Here is a 23,021-nt window from a genome sequence, read left to right as displayed (position 1 = left end):
ATAATATAAATATTTAACAAAAAAAAAAGATAAGGAGTTGAGAATAATGAAACCATTTCAGAAAAAATGCTGTGCTTTATTAGTTGGAATGTCAGTAATGACCAGTTTATTACCAACAACAATCAGTTCAGCAGTACCTTTGAGTTATGAGACTGAAGAAAAGCAAAATGCTGAAACGGTATATGTAGGTTTTATTAAGGATGGAGAAAGATCTACAATATTTAATCAAGATTGGAAATTTTATAAAGGCGATCAATCAGGTGCAGAAGCTACAGATTTTAATGATTCATCTTGGCGTTCTTTAAATTTACCACATGATTGGAGTATTGAAGGTGATTTTACTGTTCAAGGAGAAGCAGAAAGTGGATTTTTATTAGGAGGTACTGGGTGGTACCGTAAACATTTTATTGTACCTGAGAAGTATGAAGGAAAAGAATTTACTATAAATTTTGATGGTATTTATATGAATGCTGAAGTTTATATAAATGGAAAATTAATTGGTGAGCATAATTATGGCTATACTGCATTTGCTTTTGATATTTCTGATGAGTTAATTTATGATGGGGAAACTGAGAATATAATAGCAGTAAAAGTTAGAAATCCAGTTCCAACTAGTAGATGGTATTCTGGAAGTGGAATATATAGAGATGTTACATTAACAGTTACAGAGTCTATTCATGTTGCACATTTAGGAACAACGGTTACAACTCCAAAGATTGAATCACAAAAAGGTGGGAATGTTGATGTAATAGTTGAAACTATTGTAGAAAATGAATCTAATAAAGCTAGTAATGTGAAAGTTAGAACTACAGTGTTAAATTCAAAGGGTGAAGAGGTTAGTAGTGCAATAGAATTATCACAGAATATAGACTCTAATGGAGATTCTAAATATACCCAAACAGCTATAGTAAATAAGCCAGATTTATGGTCAGTGGATACTCCTAATATTTATCAAGTAAAAAGCGAAGTATTATTAGATGATAAAGTAGTTGATACTTATTATACAGACTTTGGGTTCAGATATTTTAAATTTGATAGAGATACTGGCTTCTCATTAAATGGAGAAAATATGAAGCTTAGGGGCGTTTCTATGCACCATGATCAAGGCTCTTTAGGTGCAGCTTCTTATTATAGAGCTGTAGAACGTCAAATGGAGACTATGAAGGAAATGGGTGTTAATGCAATTCGTGTTACACACAATCCTGCAAGTGAAATGTTATTAGAAATTTGTAATAGATTAGGGCTTTTAGTTATAAATGAAGCCTTTGATACTTGGACTAACTCTAAAAATGGAAATAGTAATGATTTTGGTAGATACTTTAATGTGACTATAAAAGATACAAATGAAATAATAAACGGTAAAAGTGGAATGTCATGGGGAGAATTTGAAGCAAGGGCAATGGTTAAGACTTCAAAGAATAATCCATCAGTAATTATGTGGTCAATAGGAAATGAAGTATTAGAAGGAATTGGCGGAGATACATCTAACTATACTACAATTGCACAAAATATTGTTAATTGGATACAAGATGAAGATATGACTAGACCTGTGACTATTGGTGAAAACAAGAGTAAGAATAATGATTCCAGAGCTATTGCTATTTCAAATATTATTGCTAATAGTGGTGGGATAGTTGGACTAAATTATGCTAATGGCGATCAATTTAGAAATTTAAGAAATGCAAATCCTAGTTGGATACTTTATGGTTCAGAAACTAGTAGTGCAGTTCATAGTAGAGGTTATTATAAGTCTATAAATAGAAGTGATCAAAGTAATGAAGATTTACAAATACCAGAGTTTGATAATAACTCTAATAGAGTTGGTTGGGGACATTCAGCAAGTGATGCATGGAAATATACAATAAAAAATGATTATAATGCTGGTGAATTTGTTTGGACAGGTTTTGATTATATTGGAGAACCCACACCTTGGAATGGAACAGGAACAGGAACAGTTGGTGGGGGAAGAGGACCTGCACCTAAATCAAGTTATTTTGGTATAGTTGATACAGCAGGATTTGAGAAAGATATTTATTATTTATACCAAAGTCAATGGAATGATAGTGTAAATACAGTACATGTATTACCTTCATGGAATCAACAAGATATACCAGTTCAAAATGGAAATGTACAAGTTAGTGTCTTTACGGATGCTTATAAAGTTGAATTGTATCTAAATGGTAGATTGATTGGAAGTAAAACAGCTACAGAAAATACAACAAATGCTGGTTATAAATATTATACATTTGATAATGATGCATTATATCCAACTTTTACTGTACCTTACGAAGCTGGAACTATAGAAGCTAAGGGATATGATAAATCAGGAAATTTACTAAATAATACTGATGGAAGATCTATAGTTAAAACTTATGGAGAGGTATCTTCTGTTAGCTTAAATGCTGATAGAACTACTATAAATGCAGATGGATATGACTTGTCTTATATAACTGTTGATTTAGTAGATGATAAAGGAAATTTAGCTTATGGTGCTAATAATAGACTAACTTATACACTTGAGGGAAATGGTAAAATAGTTGGTTTAGATAATGGTAATGCAGCTGATACAGATAGATATAAACCACAAAGTGATAAGTTAGGAAGTAGAAGTGCATTTAGTGGGAAAGCATTAGTAATAGTTCAATCAACTAAAAATGCTGGAGAAATCATCTTAAATGTTTCAGGAGAGGGACTAGAATCTAAGTCTATAACTATTAATTCTGTAAATAATTCAGGAGATGATAAGTTTATAGAATCTTATGATATAGTAAAGGATTATTATGTTTCATTAGATGAAAAGCCTTTATTACCAAAAGAGGTTAATGCTAGATATAGCGATGGTACTACTGAAGCTATAAGAATTGAATGGAATGAATATGATGAAGAGAATTTAAAGACTCCACAAATTTTTAAAGTTACAGGTAGATTGGAAGATACAGATATTCCAGTAGTTGTTAATATACATGTTGTTGGTGATGTAGTTTCAATGGAGAATATATCTACTTTTACCTATGCAGGAAATGAACCTACACTTCCTAAAACAGTAAAAGGATATTTAGCAAATGGTACTGAATCAGAGGAGTTTGTTGTTAGTTGGAATTTTGATAATATAGATTTTACAACTGAAAATACAATTGTTTCTATTCCTGGCACTGTAAGTTTATTAAATAAAACTTATAATGTTACTGCTAGTGTCCGTGTAGTACCAGCTTTAAAAGCTGCTAGAAATATTGCCATTAATAAATCAAATGAAAACAATGATATTCCAAGGTTATCTCAAAGCCCTATACAAACTGCAGATAATTTAAATTCTATTAATAATGGAATTACTAATGGCGGAGAAGATGTAAATGAACGTTGGACAAATTGGAGGGAGCGTACATTAACTTCTGAAAATGGTGAGCCTAAGGGAGCTTATGTTCAATTTGATTGGAACAATAAATATAATATAGATCGTCTAGATTTATGGTTGTTTACAGATAATTTAAGTGCGAGAATTCCAAAGAAAGTTGAAATTAGTTATAAAAATGAAAATGGAGAATATGTTGTTCAGTCTCATACAAATACAACAGAAGTATCACATAGTGCTGGAGAAACAACTTATTTCTTAGATAAATCAATAAATACTGATAGTATTAGAATATATATGCAACAACCACAAGTAGGGAATTGTATTGGATTAACAGAAGTAAAGGTATATGAATATGTAGAAAAAGAAATTGCTAGTGATAAAAATACTTTAAAAGAAATAAAAATAAATGGTAATAATTTAGAAGATTTTGATCCGGAGATAAATGAGTACGAAATTAATTTAGATAAGTTACCAGAGCAGGTTGAGGCTAATGCAGAAGATAATAGAGCAGTCACTATATTACCAATTCATAATAATAAATCATTAATATTTGTTCGTGCAGAAGATGGAAGCAAGAATATGTATACTGTAAATTATATATTACCAATACCAAAGGAGTATGTTGTTACAGTTAATAATACAGAGGGAGGCTCAACTACGGGGCAAGGTAAATATGAAGAAGGAAAAGAAGTTAATTTAATTGCAAAAGCAGACGAAGGGCATAAGTTTGTTGGATGGTTTGATGTAGAAAATAAGGAAATAAGTAAAGAAGAAATTTATAGATTTGTAGTTAAGTCTGATATAGAAGTAACTGCAAAGTTTGAAAAAATTTCTGAAGTAATAGAACCAGGTAAGCCGGAAGAACCAAATAATCCAGAAGAACCAAGCAAGCCTCAAGAACCTAATAAGGAGGCACCAAAGGTACCAGAGGATTCAAAAGTGGGTGAAAGTGAGAATAAGGCAAATCAATTACCGACAACAGGAACAGCAATTTCAAGCACTCAAATAATTTTGTTAGCTACAATATTAATAGCTAGTGGCTTATTTATAGCAATAAAAAGAAAAGCTAAAGTTAAATAAAAAATTATGAGCCTCAGGAGAATTTCTCCAGGGGCTCATTTATGGATAATTTCTAAAGATTGTTCCCCATGGGAAAGAATTAGGGCGAATAAAAGGGAGATTAAGAAAAAGCAAGTATTTGTTAGTTCTATACATGTAAGTTCAGTTATAGTGGAAATATAATAAGTAGATTATATACAATTATATATAGATATATCATATAATAATAAACTGTCTAATTAATTAACATAAGAGGAGTAATTATGGTATTTAGTTCATCAATTTTTATTTTTGTTTTTTTACCATTAGTTTTATTCTTGTATTACATTTCAGGAAAAAAATTAAAGAATTATGTATTATTACTTGCTAGTTTGTTTTTTTACTCTTGGGGTGGAGTAAGTTACCTAAAGATATTAATAGTTTCAATTATAATAAATTATATTTTTGGAATTTTAATAGACGATGTAAGAAGTAATATTAAACTAAGAAAGATATTTTTAAGCTTAGGGATAATACTAAATTTGGCTTTGCTATTTTATTATAAATATTATGATTTCACTATAGAGAATATAAATGAAATTTTTAATACTAATTATTCTATAAAGAATATAGTTTTACCTATTGGGATTTCATTTTTCACTTTCCAGGGAATGTCTTATATTATAGATATATATAGAAATGATGGGAAGGTTAATAAAAATCCTTTTTCAGTTGCACTATATATATCATTATTTCCGCAGTTAGTAGCTGGTCCAATTATAAAATATAAAACTATAGATGATCAAATTAGAAATAGAAAAGAATCTTTAGAGTTTTTTAGCTATGGTATCAATAGATTTGTTATTGGATTAGCCAAGAAGGTTATTATTGCAGATATATTAGCTGGAATGGCAGATAATATATTTAATTATACTATAGTGGAATAGATATGCCAACTGCTTGGATAGGAGCAATTTGTTACACATTTCAAATATATTATGATTTTTCAGGGTATTCTGATATGGCTATAGGACTTGGATATATGTTTGGCTTTGAATTTATGGAGAACTTTAATTACCCATACATTTCAAAATCCATAACAGAATTTTGGAGAAGATGGCATATTTCCTTATCCACATGGTTTAAGGAATATCTATATATACCTCTTGGTGGAAATAGAAGAGGAAATATATATTTTAATTTATTTGTAGTATTTTTAGTTACAGGAATTTGGCATGGAGCAGCATGGACATTTATATTATGGGGACTATGGCATGGATTTTTTATTCTTATTGAAAGAGCTATAAGAAATAAAGAATGGTATATTAATGTTCCAAGAACTATTAAGTATATTGTAACTATGCTAATTGTTATTTTAGGATGGGTGCTATTTAGAGCAGATAATTTAGAGCAGGCAATTGGATTTATTAAAACTATGTTTGGTTTTAGTAAGGCTATAGATATTACTTTTGAGTATAGTTATTTTATTAATAAAAAACTTGTTTTTTGGATTGTAATTTCTATATTAGGGGCAGTACCATTTGCGAATAATAATCTAAAGAAGTATAAGAAAAGTAAGAACTTTGAAGTTTTATCTACAATAATAATATCTTTATTATTTATTATATCAATTATTTTTGTAGTTAATTCTACTTATAGTCCATTTATTTACTTCCAATTTTAGAAAGGTGAAAAAAATGAAAAAAATTTATATTGGTAAGATTGTAATATTTATATTAATTATTTTATTACCAATAATTAATATAAATTTAAAGATTAATCAAGTTTCTGAAATAGATAATAGAATGTTATTAGACTTTGAAGATATATTTAAAGATTCATATAATAGTAAAACTATTTTTAATAACATTGGAAGCTATGTTAATGAAAGAATTGGCTTTAGAAATAGTATGGTATCTTTATATACAAAAGGAATGGATATGTTTTTTGATGAGTTAGTTCATCCAACTTATGAAAATGGCAAGGATGGACACATTTATCTTAAGTTGCCAGAAACTAAAGTAAACTTAAGATTTCAAGAGGTTTTTTCAAGTTTTATTAAGGACTTTGAAACTTATTGTGATGAAAGAGGTATTAAGTTCCTATATACTTTAGAGCCAAGTAAATCAACTATTTATCCAGAGTACTTGCCAGAAGGATATAATCATAGCACTGAAAATCTAGACTATTTTATAGAGCTTCTGAATGAAAAAGGTGTTAATTACTTAAGTAATGTTGATACATTGTTAGAAGCAAAAGAAAATCCTTTATTAAAGGATATACTATTATATGACAAAAAGTATGATGCAGGACATTGGAATGAAACTGGAGCTATTGTTGGAATTTCAGCAATAATAGATAGACTTAACGAATTAGATAATAGAGTTGGAACTTTTGATATTAATAAGTATGAATCAGAAAAAGTAATTAACGAGAAATTGCTTTCATCTAACTTCATAATTAATGAAGAAACTACAAATTATAGTTTAAAAGAATATAACCTTCAGTATATTGAAGATTATGAAGATGAAATATATAGACATGAGAATTTTAGATACTTTACTCATTATAAAAATTTAACTAACACAGAAGGTCCTAGATTATTAATATTTGCTGGAAGTTATTTTAACAATAAAGAAAAATTTATAACTGGAAACTTTTCAGAAGTTATGAAAATACATAATTATAGAAATGTAATAGATTATGAATACTATATAAATATTTATAATCCAGATATAGTTTTATTTGAATCTACTGAATACACTAATACAGGGTATCATTATCCAACTACAATGATGGAAGAAAAAACATATATAAAAAACCTTAGAAATTATAATAATCTAATAGAAGATAATTTTGTGAAATTAGATATGGAAAATATTGAAGTTTCAGAGGAAAATATAACAAAGATTACAATTCCTATTGAAAGTGATGACTTATTATATGCATATGTAAATATTAATAATAGGATATTAGATAGTAAAATAACTAGAGATGAAGATAACTTATATGTAGAATTTTCAGTAATTACTTCAGAGCTAGAGAATCTAGATAATATTGAATTATACTTTGTATCTAAGGATGAAGAGAGATATGAAAAAGTAAAATATCAACTGTAGTAAATTAGTTTTAAAATTGGTATAAAATTATATGAATTTTATTTATTTCAATAGATTCATTTAGCTATAAAATAAAAATAGAATGGTGAAATTATTACAAACTATTTAAAATAAATTAGATTATATGATACAATATAATGCATGTCTATAAATATATTAAAAATAGAATATGGGCAGAAATAATAAATAAAAAAAGAATATATGGGGGAGAGATTCATGAATATTATAAAGAACTACATATATAATACAGTATATCAAATAATGTTATTAATAGTTCCTCTAATAACTATGCCATATTTAACAAGAGTATTTACACCAGATCAAATAGGAATAAACTCATATACAGCATCCATAGTAAATTACTTTATGTTATTTGGTGCACTTGGTATGCAAATGTATGCTAATAGACAAGTTGCATATGTAAGAGATAATAAAGAAAAACTTAGTAAAACCTTTTGGAGTTTGTATATAACACAATTAATAACTACATCAATTTCATTAATTGCATATTTAATATTTGTATTATTTGTAAAAGACAACAAAGCCATATATCTCGTTCAAGGAATAAGTGTAGTTGCTACAATGATAGATATTAGTTGGCTATTTATGGGGTTAGAGGATTTTAAAAAAATATCATTAAGAAATATACTTGTAAAATTATTAGGACTAATAGGGATATTTGCATTTGTAAAGACTTCAGATGATTTGTTATTATATATCTTCATTTCAACTATTATTAATGTAATAGGTATGGTAGTTATGTGGATATATATTCCTAAAGAAATAAGAAAAGTACAAATTGATAAAAAATTAATGAAAAGAACAATAATACCTCTTATTCTATTATTTTTACCACAAATAGCATCTCAAGTTTATACTTTATTATCAAGAACGATGATAGGTATTTTATCAACAGATGCGCAAGTTGCGTTTTATGATTATTCGCAAAAAATTGTAAGGATTGTTCTTGCACTTATTGCATCAGTTGGTACTGTTTTAATGCCAAGAGTTTCTAATATGAACTCTAATGGTGAAAAGGATAAGATTAAGGAGTTTGTACATAAGGCTTTTATGTTTGTATCTTATTTATCTATACCTATGGCTTTTGGGCTTATGGGAGTATCTGAAAATCTTATTTCTTGGTTTTTAGATAAAGAGTATATACAAGTAGGAAGTTTAGCTGCAATAAGCTCTGTTATAATTATACCTGTAAGTTGGGCTAACATAATAGGAGTTCAATATTTGATTGCAATAAAAGAAGAATATAAATATACATACTCAGTAGTTATTTCATCAGTATTAAGTTTTATAGCTAATATAATTTTAATACCTAGAATTGGAGCACTTGGAGCAGTTATTTCACTAATAATAGCAGAGTTTAGTGGAGCTATAATTCAATTTATATTTGTAAGAAAACAACTTGATGTTAGTAAAATGTTATTAGGTATAATAAAGTATATAATTGTATCTATTATGATGTTTATTATTGTAATTTTAGTTGGAAATATATTTGAAAATAAAATACTTGCAAACTTATGCCAAGTGATTGCAGGTGGAGGATTCTATTTTATTGTTATGTGGATTTTAAAAGATAAAGTCCAAGTTGAAATTTTAGAAAAGGCAAGGAAATTATTGTTAAAAAATAAATAGTTTTGAGACAAATATAAATATTTGATATAAAATAAAATTATATGACTGTAAAAAATAGTACATCTAGTTAAGCTGTGAAATTAACTAGATGTACTATTAATTTTTTTATTATGTATACTATAGTGAAAGGTATCGCAATTGATAAATGTAATTTAGAGAATTATTTTAATTACTCATTCATTGAAAATAAGAAGTTATGAAGTTCCTTAGTAGTTCCTTCTATATCGATATTTGTATGATACATATCGGTAAAACCGGCACTAATAATATTTTTATCTGAAGGAAATCTTCCTTGTATTATATTGCTTAAGCCCATACCTAAAGCTTTAGATGATATGGAAAAAATTTCACTATTACTTAAGTTAGTAGTAACTAGTGGTAAAATTTCGCTTACAAATTCTGGGATTTCCGCTGTATTAATATCTTTGAATTTAACAAATAAGGCATTTAGAACATCTCTTTGACGCTCAGTTCTTCTGAAATCTCTTCCCTCTGTAGACCTAATTCTACAATAAGCAGAAGCTTGAGTGCCGTTTAGAAGTTGAATTCCAGAAGTATATATATGTTCTGAATTTGTTCCGTTATTTTTATTTATTTGATCAATAAATCCATTAATATATTTAAGTTCATCTTGTGTAATCTCCATTTCAATACCTCCAAGACTATCTATTATCTTTGGAAGTCTTTTTAAATCTACTTGAACAAACTTATCTATATTTAAATTAAAGTTATAATTAATTGCCTTCAATATGGAACTTGGTCCTCCATCTAAAATTGTATAGTTTAAATTCATCTTTTCGCCGTTAGGTAAATCTAAGTAAATATCTCTCATTAAAGAGCAAAGTTTTATAGTGTTATTCTTAGTATTAATTGAAAGTATCATAGTTGCATCTGCAGAACTTACATCATAGTAATCAGAATAATCACTTCCAAATAAAGCTATAGTTATTACGTCATCTGCCTCTTTAGGAACTTCCTTTCCAGTGTTTATAACATCATTTCTATCAACTTCAATTCTCTCTACTTTGTTAGAAAGAGTTATGGTATATACACCACCTATTGCAAGAATTAATATTAAAGCTGAGATTGCTACAATAATTATTTTTTTGCTTTTCGATAGTTTTTTCATAAATACTCCCCCAAAATTAATTATTATACATATTAAATGCATTAAATACAGTATATTGATATATTATATCAGAATTATTAGAAGCTTGGAATTAAATATTATAAGGGTTTATATAGAAATAAAAAGGGTGGATGTAATAAAAGTTGATGCAAATAGGAAAATATGGTAATATAAGAGGCGGATATATTTTAATGAGTTTTAAATTATAAAGATGAGTAAAACTATTTTTTTAGTTATAAATATATTAACAAAATTAATTAATATAGCTATGGAGGGGAAATGAATATTAGGTATAAAGAAATTTCTATTAAAGAGGCACAAAGTATAATGCTAGATATGTTAATTAACTTCCATAAGATTTGCAAGGAAAATGATTTGTCGTACTTCTTAGATTGGGGAACGCTTTTGGGGGCTGTTAGGCATAAGGGATTTATACCTTGGGATGATGACTTAGATGTATCTATGCCAAGAGAGGATTTTGAAAGATTTAAAATAATTGCTAAAGAAAAATTAGATAACCAATACTTTTTACAAACTCCAGAAACTGATAAATATTATAAGTATTATTATATACCTATGAAAATAAGGCATATTGGCAGTAGATATATTGAGAAAGTAGAAAATGGGGAAGAGAAATTTAATCATGGTATTTATATAGACATATTTCCATTGGACTTTTTGCCTAAAGGAAAGATAAACTATAAGGTACAATGTTTATATAAATATATAATGGAGAGATCTAATATTGTAAATGAAGGTTTTTTTAAAACTTCATCAAAGAGAAAATTAATTTATCCTTTAGTTTATTTTTTTATAAAAGTGTTAAGTATAAGCGATAGGAAGAAAATGGAAAAATTCTTTATTAATAAAACTAAAAGATATGATGATAGATATTGGAGTGGAATAGATTTATATCTAAAGCAAGAATATAAAAAAGAAGATTTATTTCCATTAAAAGATATTGTATTTGAAAATAATACTTTTAATGGTCCAAACAATGCTGATTCTATATTGAAAAGCATGTATGGTGACTATAATATACTACCACCGGAGAATGAGAGGTTCAGTCACTCTAAAAAAATAGAAATAATAGCTAATGATTAAGAAATGATTAAGAAAGGTTAAATTATGTCAAAATCTATAGGAAAAAATATTGTATTTAAGTTTATTTTAAATTTATTTAATATAATTATACCAATATTAATAGGACCATATGTATATAGAAAATTAGGAAATACACTAAATGGTTATATTAATTTTGCAGATTCAATATATCAATATTTCTTTATATTTGCAAGTTTTGGTATATATCAATATGGAATTAGAGAAATAAGTAGGGTAAGAGATAGCAAAAAAAAATTAGAAAGCGTATTTACAAGTTTATTTACTATAACAATAATTACAAATTTATTGTCAACAATTGCTTATGTTGTTTTTGTAAATTATCGATATTCTAATGAAATATTTTATTCTACTTGCTTAGTTACAACATTTAATTTTCTTGCTAATGCATTTTATGTAGAATGGGTAAATGAAGGCTTAGAAAATTATGATTTTATAACAATTAAAACTATAATAATTAGAGCTGTTTATACAATAGCCATATTTATATTTTTAAATAGTGCTGATGATTATATGGATTACCTTGTAATTATGGTAATATCCAATATATTAAATAATTTATTCAGCTTTATTTATGTTAAATCTAAGATAAAGTTTAGATTTGATAAAATACAAATAAAAAAACATTTAAAGCCTATGTTTTTAGTTGTAATATTATCTAATGCAAATGTATTATATACTCAATTGGATAGAGTTATGCTTGGCGAATTTGTTAATATGCAATCCGTTAGTTACTACGGGCTAGCTCAAAGGGTAGTAAGTATAGTAAGCACATTTATGTTAACTATAGTTCATGTATCAATACCAAGGTTATCAAATTATTTATCCAAGGATAATGAAAATGAATATATAAATTTATTAAATAAGATAACTAGCTTGTATTTTATTATAGTATTTCCAGCAGCTATAGGAATGGCTTGTTTATCATATGAAATTGTAGCTTTTTATGGTGGAGAAGAGTTTTTGAATGCATCAGCGGTATTAGCGGTATTTGCCATTTATATGATAACTACAGCGTATGAAAATATCTTAAGTAATCAGATATTATATATTAGAGGAGAAGAAAAAGCACAAGTTAAATTAGTTTTCACTGCAGGTATATTAAATTTAATTTTTAATGTATTTTTATTGAAGACTGGTTACTTTACAGCAACTACAGCTATATTAACTACAACATTATCAAACGCATTACTAATTATATGGGAATATTTGTACGTTAGGTATAAATTGAAATTGAATATTAACGTATTTTCAATTTCAAAAATGAAGTATCTATTTATTTCACTGTTATTTATACCTATTATAATATTGGTTAAAAGTATTGCTTCAAGTATGATAATATATACTTGTTTAAGTATTTTAATATGTGGAATATTGTACTTAGGAATATTAATAATTATTAAAGATGGTACTTTAATTTACTTAAAAGATGTTATTGCAAGGAAAATAAAAAGAAATAATAATTGAATTTTTTAATAAATTGTAAAAAAAATTTCAAGCTTAAAAAGAAATAAATATAAAATACTTATATTGATTTTTAGGAATTATTATAAGTATTTTTTTTATAAAAAATTATTTCAAAATCCGACATTATTTTTAATTAATTGAGATGTGATTTATTAATTATTTAGAATTATGGAATAATGCAAAAAAAGTCAATTATATTAAAAATGTTTTTTTAATATAAATTTTAAATAAATAAAACATAAGTTAACAAATTATTCATAGACTTATGTTTATGGTATTCTCATTTAATTTGAATTACTAAATTTATATGATATAATAATATTTGCTTAAAAGACGAATGTTGTTATCATTTTTATAACAATAGTTGGCAACTTGATTAAAATGTATTAGGGGGATAAACATGGATAATATTAATTTTAATATTAATTCAGTAGTTGAAAAAAAAGAAGGTAGATTAGTATATAGCGTATTTAAAAGATTACTTGATATTATGGGATCTGTAATTGGATTAATAATAGCAAGTCCAATATTAATTATTGTAGGAACTTTAATTAAACTTGAATCCAAGGGACCTATAATTTTTGCTCAAAGAAGAGTTGGCTTAAATGGGAAAGAGTTTAAAATGTATAAGCTTAGATCAATGGTAGCTAATGCCGAAGATTTAAAAGAAAAATTAGTGGAACAAAATGAAATGTCTGGGCCTATGTTTAAGATAAAGGATGATCCAAGAATAACTAAGATAGGTAAGTTTATAAGAAAGACAAGTATTGATGAACTTCCACAGTTAATTAATGTATTGAAAGGCGATATGAGTTTAGTTGGACCTAGACCGAGCTTGCCTAATGAAGTTAAGGAATTTGAACCATGGATGTTAAGACGTCTGGAAGTTAAGCCAGGTCTTACTTGTTATTGGCAAGTTATGGGGAGAAATAATATAGATTTTGAAAATTGGATGAAACTTGATATTAAGTATGTAAATGAAAGAAGTTTTTGGCTAGATATTAAGCTTATTTTTAAGACATTCTTTGTTTTATTTGGAGACGAAAATGCTGCATAAATAGATAAAATTAAATGTTTTGGAGGATAACTTATGAATATATGTGCATTAATAATGGCTGGGGGAAAGGGCACAAGATTTTGGCCTTTATCAACAGAAGAGAAGCCTAAGCAATTTTTAAATTTAGTTGGAGATAAAACTATGATGCAAATGACTGTAGATAGGATACTTCCAATAATTCCGATAGACAAAATATTTGTATGTACTGGTGAAAAATATGTAAATTTAGTAAAAGAACAATTGCCAGATTTACCTGAAAGAAATATTATAGTTGAACCTGAAGGAAGGAATACATCACCTTGTATTGCTTTGTCAGCTCTTGTTATAGATAGATATTATAAAGACTCAACAATGGTTGTATTGCCATCTGACCATCTTATAAAAGACCATAATGAATTTAGAAATATAATAATTAAAGGAGCCGATTTTTTAGAAGAAACCAAAGATGGCATTCTTACATTAGGAATGAAGCCAGATAGACCTGAAACAGGGTATGGATACATAAATTATGGTAAAGATATAGAATCAGGCATAAAAGAAGTTAACAAATTTGTTGAAAAACCAAATTTAGAGTTAGCAAAAAGGTACTTAAAAGAAGGAACATATTTATGGAATGGTGGAATGTTTTTGTGGAAAACTAAGCATATACTTAATGAAATAAAAAAATATGCTCCATCAACATATGAAGCATTACATAATCTAAACAGTATTAATGAAGATGAAATTCAAGAATATATAAATAATAATTATAATAAGACAGAGCCTATTTCAATAGATTATGCAGTATTAGAGAAAAGTAAAAAAATATTTGTAATTCCAAGTGAAATAGGATGGGATGATATTGGTACTTGGAAGTCTGTTGAAAGATATAAAAATAAAGATAAAGAGAATAATATTATTAGTAATGATGCTCATGTTTTTAATTCAAAATCAAATATGATTATTAATAATGCTAAAAAAGTAGTTATGATAGGAATTACTGATACTATGGCTATAGAAACAGATGATGCATTTTATATTGTAAATAAAAAGTACATGGATGAGCTAAGAGATTATCAAGGTTATATCAAGTAACGAAAGGAATATATATATGTCTAGAATTAGATTTCTTAATATAGAGATTGATAATTTATCTATGGATGAAAGTATAGATTATATAGATAAGTTGATAAAAAGAAAAAAAAATTCCTATGTAGTCACACCTAATGTTGACCATATAGTGAAATTGGAAAATGATAGTGAGTTTTTAGAGGTTTATAATAATGCAGATTTAGTATTAACAGATGGAATGCCGCTAGTTTGGATTTCAAAGTTTCTAAAGACACCAATAAAAGAAAAGGTATCTGGTTCAGATTTATTTCCTAAGGTATGCAAACTAGCAGATGAAAAAGGATATAGTATATTTTTGTTAGGTGCAGCAGAAGGGATAGCTATAAAAGCAGCAGAAAACTTAAAAAATAAATATAAGAATTTAAATATTGTAGGTACATTTTCACCAAGTTATGGATTTGAAAAAAGTAAAAGTGAAATTGAAGAAATAATTAAAAAAGTGAATGAAGTAAAGCCGGATATATTAGCAGTAGGATTAGGAGCTCCGAAGCAAGAAAAATTTATATACAAATATAAAAACAAATTAAATGTGCCTATATCCTTGGCTATAGGTGCTAGTATAGATTTTGAGGCTGGGAATATTGAAAGGGCACCTAAATGGATGCAGAAAAGTGGATTAGAATGGTTCTATAGATTTTTAAAGGAGCCAAAGAGGATGTTTAAGAGATATTTTATTGATGATTTAAAGATAATAAAAGTTTTAATAAAATATAGGGGTGTAAAATAGTGAATATTTGTATAGATTTAACTAGCTTGTATGATAAACTCTCTGGAATAGAAAAATTTACAATGATGATATCAAAAAATATGATTCAGTATGATAATAAAAATAGGTATATACTAATTTTTTGGAATGAGATTCATGAAGAGTTTAATAATATAGTTAATAAAGAAAATGTAGAATATAAGATAATTAAATCAAAAAATAAGTTGGTGATGAGCCAAATAATTTTACCTTTACAGCTATATAAAATAAAAGCTGATAAGTATTTATTTATGGCATTTCCATCACCTATATTTTTTAGAAATAAAAATATTATTAACACAATACATGATATGACACCATGGTTATATCCAGAAACTATGTCCATAAAGGGATTAATATTATTTAAAACATTGATATTTAATGCAATTAAGATAAGTAAAAGTATTATAACGGTATCAAATTCATCTAAAAACGATATTTTAAAAACTTTTAAAAGCAATATTCAAATTGATGTTATATATAATGGCGTAGATGAAGTGTTTACAAAATTTGAATATAATGAAAATGTTAGTATTGATGTTAAACGTAAATATTCTCTACCTGAAGATTATATATTAGCCTTAGGTACATTAGAGCCACGAAAGAATTTTAAGTTATTATTAAAAGCTTTTGTTGAATTAAAGAGAGAAAATTTAATTAAAGATAAATTAGTTATTGTAGGCAGAAAAGGATGGAAATATGATGGAATTTTAAATGGGATTGAAAAAGATATATTAGAAGATATATTTTTTACCGGATTCGTAGAAACTAATGAACTACCATATATTTACAGGAGGGCTAGCTTATTTGTTCTTCCTTCTATATATGAAGGATTTGGTATCCCAGCAATAGAAGCTAGTTCAATGGAGTGTATAGTACTTACATCTGATATAGAAGTTTTTAAAGAAATTTTACAAGATAAAGTCGTTTATTTTAAATCTAATAATGTATTAGATTTAAAGAAGAAAATTCTTCAAATTAAAGAATTTGACGAAAGAGATAAAATGAAAGTTAAAATGGAATTGGTGGAAAATAGCAAAAAGTATAATTGGACAAATGAAGCATTAAAGTTATTAAACGTTATAGAGGAGAAAAGATGAACAATTATAAAGGAATAAAGATAAATGTATATAATTTTCTTATATGCTACTTACTAGTATGGGTAGTATTTCAAGATTTTTTTATTAGTATTTTTTATAATATAACTGGATTAGAATTTGTAAGTAAACTGTTGCTTTATTCTAAAGATATTATAATGATTATATTATTTTTAGATGCATCGTTGAAAATCTTATTAAATAAAACAAAAATAAGAAAATTTAAAACGATAGTTATATTTTCATATTCTTATTTGTTATTTGTTGGAATATATGTGCTGATAACTTTATTTAATATGAATATATCATTTCTATCTTTGTTTGCAACCTTGAGAGGAATTATTTTATTACCTGTTTTTATAATTATATCATTAGGAGTAGATGATTATAATGACTTGTTGAAATTTTTTACAAGTAAATATTTTATTTTTTTAATAATTATCGCAGCAATAGGAGTAGTAGATTTTTATTTTTCATCAAAAGATTTTTGGAGAGATGTTATTGGGATAGGAAAATATACTACAGATATAAAGCAACAAGGTAATAGATTAGTTGAAGGATTACCTGGTAATTTTTATGGGGATTATGGTAAAGGCTATTTTAGTCAGAAGAGATTAGTAAGTGTATGGGCAGTTCCATTAACAGCAGCATATGTATTGTGTATCCCTTTCATATATTATTTAATGTCTATTAAAGAGTTTTCAAGAAAATACATAAAAGAGATAATTTATTGTTTATTTTTATTTTTTTCTATATATTTAACTCATACAAGAGCGATAATTTTACCATGTATAGCAATTGTTTTATGCTTTATTGCATATAGATTTAGAAAATATGGATATAAATTTTTTGTGCCATTGGGAGGAATTATTTTAGTCTTTATAATGATTTTCTGGCAATCAATTTATTTGAAGATTTTTGATGGATCAACTCATGGTCACATTAATTCATTAATAACATCTATGAAACAAATAAATTTATTGGGCAGTGGCATTGGAACTTTTGGAGTATGGTCTAATATAAGCACTGAAAACTCTTATTTTACTATAATGGGCCAAATAGGAATTATTGGATTAATACTATATTTATCTATTTGGATTATTACTATAAAAAATATTATTTTTAAGATTATAAATACAAAAAAAATAAGTAATTTAGAAATTACTGTAATAGTATTAAGTTTAATATACTCACTCACTGGAGTTATTTCTGAACAAATATTTGCTTTCACAACAATTATTCCATATTATTTACTTTTAGGGATAATTAATAATAAATGTTTAATGGAGGAGTAATGAAAAAAATATTATATATAGCTGATGTATTTCCTTACCCTACTATAAGTGGTGGAAAAATAAGAACATATAATTTGCTGAAAATTGTTTCTCAAAACAATAAGGTTGACTTTCTTTGCTTAAATGATGAAAAAGTTGCTGATAAAGATTTACAACATATTAAAAATATGTGTAATTCAGTGAATATTTTTTATCTTGAAAATGTAAGTAAAATAAAAAGATTAATAAATTTTATTACATTAAATTCAGATAAGCTGTTTTTGAATTATAAAAAAGAACTTGATGATAAAATAGGAATAATGTTAGAAGAAAATGATTATGATGTTATTTTTGTAGATTCATTATTCTTATACAGATATATAAAAAATAAGAATATTAAAAGAGGCAAGTGTAAAATAATATTAGATATTCATAATGTTGAAAATGAAATATTATTTAGGACTATGAAAGAAACAAAAAATCCAATTGTAAAAATATATTCTCTAATTGAACATTTTAATATAAAAAAAATTGAAAGATATAGTATAGAGGATAGCGATATAAGTATAGTTGTATCTAAAAGAGATAGGGATAAATACTTAAATGAAATAAATGTTGATGATAGTAAAGTTTGTGTAGTTGAAAATGGTTTTGATTCTAATGTAACAAAAAGTGAAGTGAAAAGTGATGATAGTGAAAATTATTTATTGTTTGTGGGATCACTGTGGTATAGACCTAATTATGATGGCTTATATTGGTTTATAGATAATGTTTGGGATGATATTTTAATAAAATATCCAAATTTAAAGTTAAAAGTAATAGGAAAATATAGAAATGAAGATAAAAAAATAGATAAAAAAAATGTTGAGTATTTAGGATTTGTAGATGATTTATCTATATATTATAATAATGCTATTTGTTCAATAGTCCCTTTATTTATTGGAAGTGGAACTAGACTTAAGATATTGGAAGCTTTTTCATATAAATGTCCTGTAATATCTACAGATGTTGGGTGCGAAGGATTAGATGTGACTGATGGTGAAAATATAATTATTTCAAATGATAAAGATAGTTTTATAGAAGCAATCGAAGTATTAATAAACAAAGAGAATAAAGAGAGAATAATAAATAATGCTTATAGCTTAATTAAGAAAAAATATGATTGGAATGTAATAAAAGAAAAAGTAGAAAAAATCTTAACAGATTGTTAGGGAGGATATATGAAAGCTAAGGTAGGAATAGTACTATTAAATTATAATTCTTATGAAGATACTATTGACTGTATTAATAGCTTAAGTAATATAAATTATGACAACTATTGTATGGTAATTATAGATAACTGTTCAACTGATGACTCCTTCGTAAAATTAAAGAAAATAAATTCTGATAAAATTTATATGATTAAAAGTGAATTTAATGGTGGATGGAGCAGTGGAAATAATTTAGGTATTAAGAAGTGTTTAGAATTAAATTGTGAATATATTCTTTTGCTTAATAATGATACACTAGTTGAGAAAAATTTTTTAGAAATATTAATTGATTTTTATGAAAACAATGAAACTTGTGGAATAGTTGCTCCTAAGATTATGTATAACTCCAATAGAAAAATGATATGGTTTGCTGGTGGAAGTATTAATTTCCATAAGTTTTTGGCGGATAATATTGGTAATAAGGAACTTGATGGGGATGAATTTTCTAATATTCATGAAAGTGAGTATATTACAGGATGTGCTATGCTGATAAATAAAAAAATTATAAATGATTGTGGATATTTACCAGAAGAATATTTTATGTATTTAGAAGATGTTGATTATTCGTTACAAGTAAAAAAACATGGATATAAATTATATGTTCAACCAAAATCAATTATATATCATAAAGTTAGTGCATCCACTGGGGGAGAAGACTCACCTTTTACTATAAAATGGATGACGAGAAATAGATGGTTATTTTTTAAGAAATATAAAAACTTAAGTATTAGAAGCACTATTTTATCTGCGATACATATATTTTTATCTAATTTAAAAAATATATTAAATTATGTTATTAATTTTGATATCAAGAGACTAAATGCAATGCTAAGTGGAATATTTGAAGGAATGAGATTATTGTTTAAATCATAGTATTTTTAGGAGGTTTTAAGGATGAAAGGGATAATTTTAGCAGGGGGATCGGGAACAAGACTATATCCAGTGACAAAGGCAATGTCAAAACAAATGGTTCCAATTTATGATAAGCCTATGATTTATTATCCGATGTCTGTGCTTATGTTGGCTGGCATAAGAGAGATATTAATCATATCTACACCAAGAGATATAGTTAATTTTAAAGAGTTATTTAATGATGGGTCAGAATTGGGCCTGAAAATTGAATATGCAATTCAAGAACAACCAAATGGTTTAGCAGAAGCCTTTATAATAGGTGAAGATTTCATTGGAGATGATAATGTTGCAATGATCTTAGGAGATAATATATTCTATGGTCAAAGCTTCTCTAATCATTTAAAGGAAGCAGCCTCATTAGAAAAGGGAGCAATGATATTTGGATATTATGTACAAGATCCAAGATCCTTTGGAGTAGTTGAATTTGATGAAAATAATAAAGTTATTTCTTTAGAAGAAAAACCTGAAAAACCAAAATCTAAATATGCAGTGCCAGGACTTTATTTTTATGATAATTCTGTAGTGAAAAAGGCTAAAGAGCTAAAGCCATCAGCTAGAGGAGAACTTGAAATTACAGATTTAAATAGAGTATATATGGAAGAAGGAAATTTAAAGGTTAATTTATTAGGCAGAGGGATGGCATGGCTTGATACAGGGACTCATGCTTCTATGTTACAAGCATCTAATTTTGTAGAAGCTGTTCAAAATACACAAGGAACATATATAGCTTGTTTAGAAGAAATATCCTATAGAAAAGGTTGGATAACTTCTGAAGAAGTTAAAGAACTTGCTAAACCATTAATGAAAACAGGATATGGAAAATACTTAGTAGATATAGTTGAAGAATTAGAAGCTAAGAAGAAATAAATTAGGAGATGAATTTATGGGCAATTTTAATTTTATAGAAACAAAAATTAAAGACTTATACATAATAGAGCCTAAGGTCTTTGGAGATAACAGAGGTTATTTTATGGAAAGTTATAACAAAAATGATTTTGTAGAAGCTGGTTTAACAATGGAATTTGTTCAAGATAACGAATCAAAATCTAAAAAAGGAGTTCTTAGAGGAATGCATTTCCAAACAAAGCATACTCAAGGAAAGCTTGTAAGAGTAACAGAAGGTGCAGTTTATGATGTTGCTGTAGATTTAAGAAAAGGCTCTCCAACCTTTGGGATGTGGGAAGGTGTGTTGTTAACATCTGAAAATAAAAAGCAATTTTATGTTCCAGAAGGCTTTGCTCATGGTTTCTTAGTGGTTTCAGATACAGCAACTTTTAATTATAAATGTACAGACTTCTATGCACCGGAATATGATAGTGGACTTCTTTGGAATGATCCAGATGTAGGTGTAGAATGGCCATTAGAAGGAATTGAAGAAATTCTTTTATCTGAAAAAGATAAAAAACAAAAGACTTTAAAAGAATTAGATTTACCTTTTGAATACAAGTAAGGAGAATTTCTATGAAGATATTAATAACAGGATCTAAAGGGCAATTAGGGAATGAACTTCAAAAAATAATTGAAACTGGAGAGGCTGAAATAGGAAAAGTTAGTGATAGTATTAAAAATTCTGAAGTTTTTCCATTAGATATTGAAGAATTAGATATCACTAAATTAGAAGATGTAAAAAGAGTTTTTAATGATATAAAACCAGATGTAGTTATAAATTGTGCAGCTGCAACTAATGTTGATGGTTGTGAAAGTAATCAAGACTTAGCATTTAAAATAAATGCTATTGGACCAAGAAATTTAGCAATAGCTTCAGAAGAATTAGGAGCAAAATTAGTTCAAGTTTCAACTGATTATGTCTTTAGTGGGGTGGGTGAAACTCCTTTAACTGAATTTGATTTAACAGCACCATATAGTATTTATGGAAAAACTAAGCTAAAAGGCGAAGAATATGTTAGGGAGTTTTCGTCAAAATATTATATAGTAAGAACAGCATGGCTTTATGGATATGTTGGGAAAAACTTTGTTTATACTATGATGAACTTAGGAGTACAAAAGGATTCTATAAGTGTAGTAAATGATCAACTTGGAAATCCAACAAATGCTAATGATTTAGCATATCATATATTAAAACTTATAGAAACTGAAGAGTATGGAGTATATCATTGTACAGGAAAAGGTGAATGCAGTTGGTTTGATTTTGCAAGTGAAATAATGAAGCTTTCAGGAAGAAATTGCAAAGTAAATCCATGTACATCAGAAGAATATAAGAAGATGTATCCTAATTCAGCTAAGAGACCTGAGTACTCATCACTTGATAATATGATGCTTAGATGTACTGTTGGTGATGAAATGAGAGATTGGAAAGAAGCATTGACAAGTTTTCTAGAAAACTTATCAAAGTAATAGTTAATAAGTAAAAGGTAAAAGTTTTGAAAGAAACTCTTGAAGAGTTTCTAAATAAAGAATTTTAGTTCTTAATTAAATTTAACTGTAAAGGGAGAATTATAAATGAAAACTTATTTAGTAACTGGTGGAGCAGGATTTATAGGCTCGAATTTTGTATTATATATGCTTAGTAAATACGAAGATATTAGAATTATAAACTTAGATAAACTAACTTATGCGGGAAACTTAGAAAATCTTAAGAGTATTGAAGGAGATTCGAGACATATATTCGTTCAAGGTGATATATGCGATGCAGAACTTGTATCATCACTATTTGAAAAGTACGAAATAGATTATGTAGC

General features: G+C 26.7%; 19 protein-coding genes. 18 read left to right on the top strand and 1 reads right to left on the bottom strand.

Translation table 11 applies throughout. The features are described 5' to 3' along the window. Positions 1-46: 46 nt before the first annotated feature. The 5 genes from ACQRD5_RS10040 to ACQRD5_RS10020 all read left to right on the top strand — a co-directional run bounded on the left by ACQRD5_RS10040 (position 47) and on the right by ACQRD5_RS10020 (position 9,159). Positions 47-4,432: a glycoside hydrolase family 2 TIM barrel-domain containing protein gene (locus ACQRD5_RS10040; RefSeq protein WP_291626474.1), complete on the top strand. Its 4,386-nt coding sequence runs from the start codon at positions 47-49 to the stop codon at positions 4,430-4,432. 242 nt (positions 4,433-4,674) lie between these two features. Beyond that, on the top strand, positions 4,675-5,337 hold the full coding sequence (locus tag ACQRD5_RS10035) for an MBOAT family O-acyltransferase (protein WP_427746771.1): 663 nt from the start codon (positions 4,675-4,677) through the stop codon (positions 5,335-5,337). Positions 5,338-5,339: 2 nt separating this feature from the next. Next, a complete protein-coding gene (locus ACQRD5_RS10030) occupies positions 5,340-6,074 on the top strand; it encodes an MBOAT family O-acyltransferase (RefSeq protein WP_427746770.1) in 735 nt (244 codons plus the stop codon). A 13-nt stretch (positions 6,075-6,087) separates the two neighbouring features. Then, the gene (locus tag ACQRD5_RS10025; RefSeq protein ID WP_291626478.1) at positions 6,088-7,509 is read left to right on the top strand and encodes an alginate O-acetyltransferase; all 1,422 of its coding nucleotides are present in this window, start codon (positions 6,088-6,090) and stop codon (positions 7,507-7,509) included. Between the two features lie 216 nt (positions 7,510-7,725). Beyond that, positions 7,726-9,159, top strand: a complete 1,434-nt coding sequence (locus tag ACQRD5_RS10020) for a flippase (RefSeq protein ID WP_291626480.1) — start codon at positions 7,726-7,728, stop codon at positions 9,157-9,159. A gap of 169 nt (positions 9,160-9,328) precedes the next feature. Here ACQRD5_RS10020 and ACQRD5_RS10015 read toward each other — a convergent pair whose 3' ends face one another. Beyond that, positions 9,329-10,288, bottom strand: a complete 960-nt coding sequence (locus ACQRD5_RS10015) for an LCP family protein (protein WP_291626482.1) — start codon at positions 10,286-10,288, stop codon at positions 9,329-9,331. Positions 10,289-10,567: 279 nt separating this feature from the next. Here ACQRD5_RS10015 and ACQRD5_RS10010 point away from each other — a divergent pair, with 279 nt between their 5' ends. From ACQRD5_RS10010 to ACQRD5_RS09950, 13 genes are all read left to right on the top strand, one after another. Next, positions 10,568-11,392, top strand: coding sequence for a LicD family protein (locus tag ACQRD5_RS10010; RefSeq protein WP_291626484.1), 825 nt, complete (start codon positions 10,568-10,570; stop codon positions 11,390-11,392). Between the two features lie 24 nt (positions 11,393-11,416). Beyond that, the gene (locus tag ACQRD5_RS10005) at positions 11,417-12,877 is read left to right on the top strand and encodes an oligosaccharide flippase family protein (RefSeq protein ID WP_291626486.1); all 1,461 of its coding nucleotides are present in this window, start codon (positions 11,417-11,419) and stop codon (positions 12,875-12,877) included. 400 nt (positions 12,878-13,277) lie between these two features. Beyond that, a complete protein-coding gene (locus ACQRD5_RS10000; RefSeq protein ID WP_291626488.1) occupies positions 13,278-13,934 on the top strand; it encodes a sugar transferase in 657 nt (218 codons plus the stop codon). 33 nt (positions 13,935-13,967) lie between these two features. Further along, complete coding sequence (locus ACQRD5_RS09995) at positions 13,968-15,008, top strand: mannose-1-phosphate guanylyltransferase (protein ID WP_291626490.1); 1,041 nt, start codon at positions 13,968-13,970, stop codon at positions 15,006-15,008. Positions 15,009-15,024: 16 nt separating this feature from the next. After that, positions 15,025-15,771, top strand: a complete 747-nt coding sequence (locus ACQRD5_RS09990) for a WecB/TagA/CpsF family glycosyltransferase (RefSeq protein ID WP_291626492.1) — start codon at positions 15,025-15,027, stop codon at positions 15,769-15,771. Further along, a complete protein-coding gene (locus ACQRD5_RS09985) occupies positions 15,771-16,889 on the top strand; it encodes a glycosyltransferase family 4 protein (protein WP_291626494.1) in 1,119 nt (372 codons plus the stop codon). The genes ACQRD5_RS09990 and ACQRD5_RS09985 overlap by 1 nt, the downstream gene beginning before the upstream one ends. Then, positions 16,886-18,181 (top strand): hypothetical protein, encoded by a 1,296-nt coding sequence (locus ACQRD5_RS09980; protein ID WP_291626496.1) that lies wholly within the window; start codon positions 16,886-16,888, stop codon positions 18,179-18,181. Before ACQRD5_RS09985 ends, ACQRD5_RS09980 begins: the two co-directional genes overlap by 4 nt. Further along, entirely contained in the window at positions 18,181-19,371 is a 1,191-nt protein-coding gene (locus tag ACQRD5_RS09975; protein ID WP_291626498.1) for a glycosyltransferase family 4 protein, read from the top strand. The genes ACQRD5_RS09980 and ACQRD5_RS09975 overlap by 1 nt, the downstream gene beginning before the upstream one ends. A gap of 9 nt (positions 19,372-19,380) precedes the next feature. After that, positions 19,381-20,283: a glycosyltransferase family 2 protein gene (locus tag ACQRD5_RS09970; protein ID WP_291626499.1), complete on the top strand. Its 903-nt coding sequence runs from the start codon at positions 19,381-19,383 to the stop codon at positions 20,281-20,283. A gap of 21 nt (positions 20,284-20,304) precedes the next feature. Beyond that, positions 20,305-21,189 (top strand): glucose-1-phosphate thymidylyltransferase RfbA, encoded by an 885-nt coding sequence (gene rfbA / locus ACQRD5_RS09965; RefSeq protein WP_291626501.1) that lies wholly within the window; start codon positions 20,305-20,307, stop codon positions 21,187-21,189. Between the two features lie 16 nt (positions 21,190-21,205). Next, positions 21,206-21,772, top strand: a complete 567-nt coding sequence (gene rfbC / locus ACQRD5_RS09960) for a dTDP-4-dehydrorhamnose 3,5-epimerase (RefSeq protein WP_291626503.1) — start codon at positions 21,206-21,208, stop codon at positions 21,770-21,772. An 11-nt stretch (positions 21,773-21,783) separates the two neighbouring features. Next, on the top strand, positions 21,784-22,677 hold the full coding sequence (gene rfbD, locus ACQRD5_RS09955) for a dTDP-4-dehydrorhamnose reductase (RefSeq protein WP_291626505.1): 894 nt from the start codon (positions 21,784-21,786) through the stop codon (positions 22,675-22,677). Positions 22,678-22,782: 105 nt separating this feature from the next. After that, on the top strand, positions 22,783-23,021 hold a 239-nt coding region (locus tag ACQRD5_RS09950), incomplete at its 3' end, for a GDP-mannose 4,6-dehydratase (RefSeq protein WP_427746767.1).

Source organism: Clostridium sp. SGI.024, assembly GCF_050315195.1.
GTDB lineage: Bacteria > Bacillota > Clostridia > Clostridiales > Clostridiaceae > Clostridium.
The sequence above is the reverse complement of the archived record's forward strand: the minus strand, read 5'-3'. Positions and strand labels throughout refer to the sequence as shown.